Below are 7,488 nucleotides of genomic sequence, written 5' to 3'. Positions count from 1 at the left end.
CTAAGATTTTTGATGAGATTTTTATTTTTTGAGACGAGGCGATGCCTTAGCATCAGTGAGTTGAAAAAGATAAAAATATCGCAAAAAGATAGGAATCTAATTTTGCAGAGTTTTCTTAGAGACACTAAATAGAAAATAAACGGATTAAATAATGAAGTAAGCAAGTAGAGTCAAGCAAATGAAATATCGCCTGTTCCGCCCATGTGGGGTAAATCTCAAAAACTGCTCTGAACTTGCGGAAACTTCATTATTCATAATTCCTTGTTCGATATTCGATATTCAAAAAATGAATAATGATTACTTCGACAAGCTCAGCACAGGTAACGAATGTCGAATATTGAATTGGCAACATAGAACTCTAACAACAATACGGACTGAAAGTAGCAACATAAATATCGTTAACATGTTAGCATTAGTTGTTTTTTAAGAGCCTAACGAATTAGGATTATCTTTCCGCTAACCCATTTCTTGCCTATCGGATATCTTATTAAATATATTCCTTTTGAATAATTACTCAAGTCTGCTTTAGCAACTACATCAGCTTCAATATTTCTAATTATCTGCAAAACTTTACCACTTAAGTCGGTAATGTATAATTCTTTAATAGCTTTGTTTGAAACAATGTTGAGAATTCCATTAGTTGGGTTTGGATAAAAATTCCATTTAAGATTTAGAGAATCTTGCAAATTATCATTTGTTTTTATAGAATTCAATTTTGAAGTATCAGAAATTATTGTTTCAATTTTATCATAAATAAACATTTGAGAATCGGGAAGGTTAACACCTAAATCAGCAATATATTGATTGCAATCGGGCATATATGTATATGATTTTATTATTCTTACTAATAAATCATTTAGAATTTCAACCTTATAATTATCAGTACTGGGCTCAATATGAGAATTTCCAATTGAACTATGGTTAGTTAAAAAAGTATAAGTACCATTAGTTGCCAAAGCCAAACATCTCATCAAATATTCATTCTCTTTATTTGAACTACTTCCTGTAATAGGAACAATCCTGATTCCTTTTTTTGCTGCCTGATAAGCTAATCTTCTCATTTTTCCCTGAATTTCGGGAGTATTATGTGGTGGTGCATCCAAAACTAAAAATATAATTTTTGTTCGCGTATTTTCTCTCCAACTCAAATTGTTAATTGCAGAATCCAATGCAATTTCAACTGCCTCAGGACCATCACCACCACCAGCTGCATTATGTTCATTTGTATATGCTATGGATTCAGATAAAACGGATGTAAAATCTTGTGTTTGTGTTAAATATTGATCACGATGATCACGATAAAATATGTTTGCGAAACGCAAATTTAATGTTGTACTAAATTCTTTAGATTGATAAATTACACGATTTAAATCAAATTTTAAATAATCAATTTCATCTTGCATACTTCCGGTAGCATCCACAACAATTGCAATATCTACATTTTGTGATTGTTTGCATTCTGTGTTTAACACTAAAGTATTTATTCCCTTTTCAAATTTTTTAATATTCTTAATTGTTTTGCTTAATCCATTGTAATTTACTTTTATAGAAGTAGCATGTATTTCGTTCAAAGCATCATATTTCAAACTGCCCCAAAGTTCTGCTTTGCCTGTGTTGTCGGATTTCGCTGTATAAATTACCTCTTTTCCATTCAATAATTCAACTTTAGCATTTGCAAGTGGCAAATCATTTTGATCTTTTAATTGTAGTGTATATCTATCAGTTGGTGCAAATTTCCACAATGATTGCATGTTTTTCAATTCACCTTTCCTCAGGTCTGTCCAAAGATTCCATTTGCTAAAATCATTTATCTCACCTGCCGTTAATTTACCATAAGTTCCACTGTCCTTCTTTTTATATCCCCACATATATGTTGTAGTAATACCCTTTGTTCTTGATGATGACTTACCTCGTCCTGTATATGCTTTGTAAGCTACGTCTGTTGTTGTAGCAGAATATTTACTTTTTTTATCTTTATCCAAACTGAAATCAGCTTTTTCGTCTTTAGTAACTTTAATTTCTTTGCTAATCTTTTCAAAACCTGCATAAACAATTTCACATTTATATAATCCTGTATCTAATTTAATATTAAAATCCCCCTTTTCATCTGTAAGAATATTCGCTACGAGTTTACCGTTTTTGTAAATGTTTACAGTAGCAAAGCCAAGGTTTCGGGTTGAAATTGCTGAACTTGCATTGCCTGAAATGGATTGTGCTGAAACAGATAAAGAATAAATAAAAAGGAAAATGAAAAACAATTGTTTAGGAAGGTTTCTTGAAATCATAATTTTTATTTTTTAATTCAATAAGATTAATGAACAATCGTTTTTCCATAATAACAAATATCTTTCCGAATTTGCTTTTTGGAATTATCCAATGTGATAAAAGTTAGTAATGACAATGGTTTTATAAAATTAATTTCTTTTCTTTGATATTTGTTCTTAACTATGTTCAATGTCTATTAGATGAAATTACACGGAATTTCAAAAAGTTATGAGCTTTTGTATGGTGGTAAAATTGTAGGCTTTTAGTTGTTTTATTTTAAAATGAAAACTAATACCAAATTAACATCAAAACACCCGATATAAATCATTTCTATTTCCCTTTTTTGTCGTTAAAAATTATTTCCGTAGCTATAGCTATGCAAAGAATTTTTGCCTAAAAAAAGAAAAATATAATTTAATTTATTTATCAGGCGTTTTGAAATTAAATTGGTATAATTAGTTAATTGAGGTAATTAAGAATATTTTTGCAGTTGATTAAATATTGTAAATTCAGTTGTATGAATTATCTTTCTGTTGAAAATCTTTCAAAATATTATGCTGGTATTCTTTTGTTCGATAAAATATCTTTTGGTATTGAAAAAGGACAAAAGATTTCGTTAATTGCAAAAAATGGAACAGGTAAATCAACATTATTCAGATTGATTTCACGAATTGAAGAAGCTGACAGTGGAAAAATTACTTTTAATAATGAAGTAAAACTTGGTTTTTTGCAACAACAACCATATTTTGATGAAAATAAAACTGTGCTTGAAGCAGTATTTGATTCGGATAATGAAATACTTAGAGCTGTTCAGGAATATGAACTTGCAATGCAAAATCCTGAAAATAAAAAGAGATTGGAAAGTGCATTGGAGAAAATGGACGTTTTTAATGCATGGGATTATGAAAATGAAATAAAGCAGATTCTATCAAAACTCAATATTTATAAGTTAAATCAAAAAATAGGGGAACTCTCTGGTGGTGAAAAAAAACGAGTAGCATTGGCAAAAGTTTTAATTGAAAAGCCGGATTTTTATCTCCTTGACGAGCCAACAAACCATCTTGATTTGGAAATGATTGAATGGTTAGAAGAGCATTTAAAAAGTAGAAATCTCACTCTTTTTATGGTTACACACGACAGGTATTTCCTTGAAAGAGTTTGTGATAAAATTATTGAATTGGATGAGGGAAAACTTTTTCATTATGAGGGAAATTATTCGTATTATTTAACAAAAAAAACTGAAAGAAAAGATAAGCAAGTACTGGATGTTAGTAAGGCAAAAAATCTTTTAAGAAAAGAACTTGATTGGATGAGGAGGATGCCTAAGGCAAGGGGAACAAAATCCAAAGAAAGAATAGATAGATTTTATAAGCTGGAAGAGAAGTCAGAAAAAAAAGTTTTTGATAAAAAAATAGATTTAGATGTTTTAACAAAACGTTTGGGAAAAAAGATTGTAGAATTTCATAATGTCAGCAAGAGTTTTGATGATAATGTTGTACTCAAAAACTTTAGTTACAAATTTGCAAAAAAAGAAAGAGTTGGAATTGCCGGACCAAATGGTTCGGGTAAAACAACTTTCTTAAATCTATTGACAGGAAAACTAAAAGCTGATAGCGGTGAGGTAATAAAAGGCGAAACGGTTGTTTACGGTTATTACAAACAGGAATTGATGAGAGTAAGCGGTAAAAAGAGAGTAGTTGACGTAGTGAAAGAAAATGCTGAATATATTCCGCTTTCAGATGGAACGATGTTATCTGCTTCTCAAATGTTGGAGAGGTTTTTATTCCCTCCTAAAATGCATTATATTCCGGTAGAGAAACTTAGTGGCGGAGAGAAAAGAAGATTGTATTTACTTACGGTTTTGATGAAAAATCCAAACTTTCTTATTTTTGATGAACCGACAAATGACCTTGACATCCTTACATTGAATGTGTTAGAAAATTTTATAGAAAATTTTAAGGGATGTTTGGTTGTAGTAACTCATGATCGCTATTTTATGGATAAGCTTGTTGACCATATTTTTATTTTTAAAGAGAATGGAGAGATTAAAGATTTTAACGGGAAATATACAGAATACAAGCTATCACAAGAATCTGCAAAAACTACAATTGGGATTAAAAAAGTAAAGAAGAAAGAGAAAATAATAACAAAAAAAACTAATCAGAAAAAGGGCTTAAGTTTTAAAGAAAAATATGAATTGAAACAACTTGGAGAAGAAATTGACAATCTTGAAGAGAGGAAAAAAGAACTGGAAAATATAATTAATAGAGGTGAAACAGACCATAAAAAGCTTCAGGATATTTCCAAAGAGCTTTCGGAGATAATTGAACAACTTGATGATAAAGGGGAGAGGTGGTTGGAATTAGCAGAGTTGGAGGGATAGCATCATTTTTTATTGGATAGATTTTGGAGTTATACTAAACCGCTATTAAGATGCTGATTAAGAAAATAAATTATTTTTGTTTTGTTTTTCTTCACAAAATTCTTGCATAGCCATAGCTACGGAATAATTTTTTGAATAAAAACAGGGCGAAAAGAAATGTTTTAATTTCAGTATCTTAATGGCGGTTTAGTATTAGTGCCTCTAAAAAAACTCAACAAAATAAAAAATAATTATTAGAAGTTCACTAAAGTATTTCCAACAGTGCTCTTTCAATTACTTCATCTTTTGTACGGTCATTCCAATCGAATAAAACATGAATGTCAGGAGGTACACCGTTTTCAAAAGAGTTATCTTTATTTAAATCCAATGCCTGAGTAATTGAGAATCTATAAGTCCATCCGTTTGGTAATTGACCACCATTAGGGAGTCCTAATCCACCACCTGTAGTATCTCCAACCAAAACCAAATTTGGTAATGCTTTGCTTGCAAGTGAAAAGAATGAACCTGCACTGTAAGTGCTTCTGTCTGTTAATACCATAACTTTTTTGCTGTATCTTACATTTTCCGATGGGCTAACATAAACAGCTTCATCTTCAGAAAAATCATTGTGGGCTGGTCCCGTTTTTATTCTTGAGTAGTTTACTAATGTTTTTTCTTCTATAAATCTGCTTAGTAATGTAAATATATCTGATACAGCACCTCCACCATTTTCACGTAAATCTAATATCAATCCCTTGGTATTTTTATATTTGTTAAAAATAAAGTCCAGATTAGTTGAATTTACAGTGCCTGTAAAAGCCGAGAATCGTATGTATCCTACCTGATTATTTGCAATGAAATCATGTTTGAAAGGACCTGATACATAATAGTTTTTTGATAAATAATTATCTTTAATTATTCGCCAGTCAAAATTATCGGGACCTAAATTTGAAACACCGAAAAAGGAAATATTAAAGTCGGATATTAAGTTAGTGTGATCATCCTTTAATTCTCTAAGCATTGCACCTAGTACATTAAAAAGGGAATCATCCGACATTCCATCATAAATTGATGTTGAATATTTGTCATAAACATTATTCCAGTCAATGTTTTTAACTTCAAAATATGAATATTTTTCATCACATTCTGTCCATAAATAATCGAAGTTTTCTTGTGGACTAATAGACGATAAATTTTTGTCAAACATTATTTTTTCACAAGAAAATAATAATGGGAATATTAATAGTATTAAATATTTGTTACTCATTTTTTTATTATTTTGTGTTAAATAAAAGTGAGAATTGTAAATTATGACTTGCCATTTCAAATTTGTCTAAATCACCCCCTGTTTTATATGCATCCCATATATACGAAATTCTCATAGCGTTGCAATTTTTTAGATAAATATTATAATTCAAAGAGGAATTTATTCTGTAACCTGAAAAAACTTTAAAAACGTAATTGTCAAAAATGGCGAATTCATTAGTTATTGCGGCTTGATCATTATAAATATATCCATTTCTTAAAGTGTTATTCATAACAGCTAAATTAAGTTGATATGATAATATTCTTTTTTTAGGTTTTAATTGATAATTAAAAAATATTAATTTCTTTTCTTTGAGTTCAGTTCGTGATAGGTCTCTTGAAATTTTAGCTGAAACAAAAATTGTTGAAATGGATTCTAGTCCTAAAGCATTGTTTTGAAATTCACCATTAATTCTCACATTGGTAATAGAATTAAAAGTACCTCCGATTTTAAAATTCCATTTTTCTGTTGGTTGTTCTAATATTTGATACAGTTGAGTATAGTTTAATGCAAATGTGTTTGCAATACTTGAAGTATTATTTTCCGCCAACAAAGTGGAATAACTTCCAATTGAATAATTTACTCCAAATATTGACTCTCTTTTTTTGTCAAATTTTAGTCGTGAAAGAGATAATGTTACAGGTAATCCATGGTAAATTAAAGGAGATGTTGCAAAATCTCTAAAGTAAGAATAGCTAAATCCCATTCCAATATTAATATAGGTTGGTCTGGATTTTCTCAATTCTTTTTTTGATATTTCTGCTATCTTTTGTTGTCCAAATAATTGAACAGAAAAGAGTAAAAGAAATAGCGTAATGCTGTGCTTGTATTTCATCTTGTTACTCAATAAAAAAAGTCATTATTAAAAATAACTTGTTGTCAAAATAGATTAATTACTAAAATACAAATGTAAAGAGTTTCTATTTATTTTTTTGTATATTTGCTTGAAATTAAATTTAACTAAATTAAAATATTGATTATGAAAAAATTACGAATTTTATTGAGTTTATTTTTTATTATTTCTTTTTTTCTTTCCAATGCACAAGATGTTGGTTCTAGTTGGACAATAAAAAGTCCGGGAGTAAAACACACTTCTCATAAGATTACGAAAGGGAAAGGATTGATTACTTCGATTAGTAAAAAACAAAAAGCTATTGTATTTGAAGAAAAGAATATTAATCCAAATTCCTATGATAATCGTATTTTACAATTTAAAAATAAAAAAACAGATGAAATACTTTTTGAACAAAAGTTGATTGTTGGAGAAAAAAATATTGTTTCTATTCCTCTAAAACCTATCAAAAAAAAATACACTAAAAATTTATACGATCAGGAGTTTATTATTGTAGAAATCGCTGATGATAAAGTTGATAAGGGATTTATTGTTTTTAAATTTGAGAAATAAAAACATTAAAGGGAGGTTCTATGAATACATTCGCATTAAGATTTCCAGAGTTTTTTATAGACAATGAAAAAATTTGAAACACTATCGGGATAATGTAAAAAGTTTTGAAGAAGTATATGAAAAACTCTGAAAACCCTTTGGGAACAAAGA

General features: G+C 29.1%; 5 protein-coding genes. 2 read left to right on the top strand and 3 right to left on the bottom strand.

The window, feature by feature from the left end:
- Window positions 1-431: 431 nt before the first annotated feature.
- The gene (locus tag U9R42_14205; protein ID MEA3497176.1) at window positions 432-2,285 is read right to left on the bottom strand and encodes a T9SS type A sorting domain-containing protein; all 1,854 of its coding nucleotides are present in this window, start codon (window positions 2,283-2,285) and stop codon (window positions 432-434) included.
- Window positions 2,286-2,782: 497 nt separating this feature from the next.
- Here U9R42_14205 and U9R42_14200 point away from each other — a divergent pair, with 497 nt between their 5' ends.
- On the top strand, window positions 2,783-4,648 hold the full coding sequence (locus tag U9R42_14200) for an ABC-F family ATP-binding cassette domain-containing protein (GenBank protein MEA3497175.1): 1,866 nt from the start codon (window positions 2,783-2,785) through the stop codon (window positions 4,646-4,648).
- Between the two features lie 244 nt (window positions 4,649-4,892).
- On the opposite strand, the gene U9R42_14195 is transcribed toward U9R42_14200, so the two are convergent.
- Both U9R42_14195 and U9R42_14190 read right to left on the bottom strand, forming a co-directional pair.
- Window positions 4,893-5,894, bottom strand: a complete 1,002-nt coding sequence (locus tag U9R42_14195) for a S41 family peptidase (GenBank protein ID MEA3497174.1) — start codon at window positions 5,892-5,894, stop codon at window positions 4,893-4,895.
- A gap of 7 nt (window positions 5,895-5,901) precedes the next feature.
- Window positions 5,902-6,768 (bottom strand): hypothetical protein, encoded by an 867-nt coding sequence (locus U9R42_14190; protein MEA3497173.1) that lies wholly within the window; start codon window positions 6,766-6,768, stop codon window positions 5,902-5,904.
- A gap of 144 nt (window positions 6,769-6,912) precedes the next feature.
- Between U9R42_14190 and U9R42_14185 the strand changes: the two genes are divergently transcribed.
- A complete protein-coding gene (locus U9R42_14185) occupies window positions 6,913-7,338 on the top strand; it encodes a hypothetical protein (GenBank protein ID MEA3497172.1) in 426 nt (141 codons plus the stop codon).
- The last annotated feature ends 150 nt before the right edge of the window (window positions 7,339-7,488 follow it).

It is taken from the genome of Bacteroidota bacterium (genome assembly GCA_034723125.1).
In the GTDB taxonomy this organism is placed as follows: Bacteria; Bacteroidota; Bacteroidia; order CAILMK01; family JAAYUY01; genus JAYEOP01.
This window is presented reverse-complemented; position numbering and strand designations above follow the sequence as displayed.

What these genes read in the sequence shown, in the direction of transcription:
- U9R42_14205 (MEA3497176.1), bottom strand. Translation starts at nt 2,285, where the DNA reads ATGATTTCAAGAAACCTTCCTAAACAATTGTTTTTCATTTTCCTTTTT.
- U9R42_14200 (MEA3497175.1), top strand. Translation starts at nt 2,783, where the DNA reads ATGAATTATCTTTCTGTTGAAAATCTTTCAAAATATTATGCTGGTATT.
- U9R42_14195 (MEA3497174.1), bottom strand. Translation starts at nt 5,894, where the DNA reads ATGAGTAACAAATATTTAATACTATTAATATTCCCATTATTATTTTCT.
- U9R42_14190 (MEA3497173.1), bottom strand. Translation starts at nt 6,768, where the DNA reads ATGAAATACAAGCACAGCATTACGCTATTTCTTTTACTCTTTTCTGTT.
- U9R42_14185 (MEA3497172.1), top strand. Translation starts at nt 6,913, where the DNA reads ATGAAAAAATTACGAATTTTATTGAGTTTATTTTTTATTATTTCTTTT.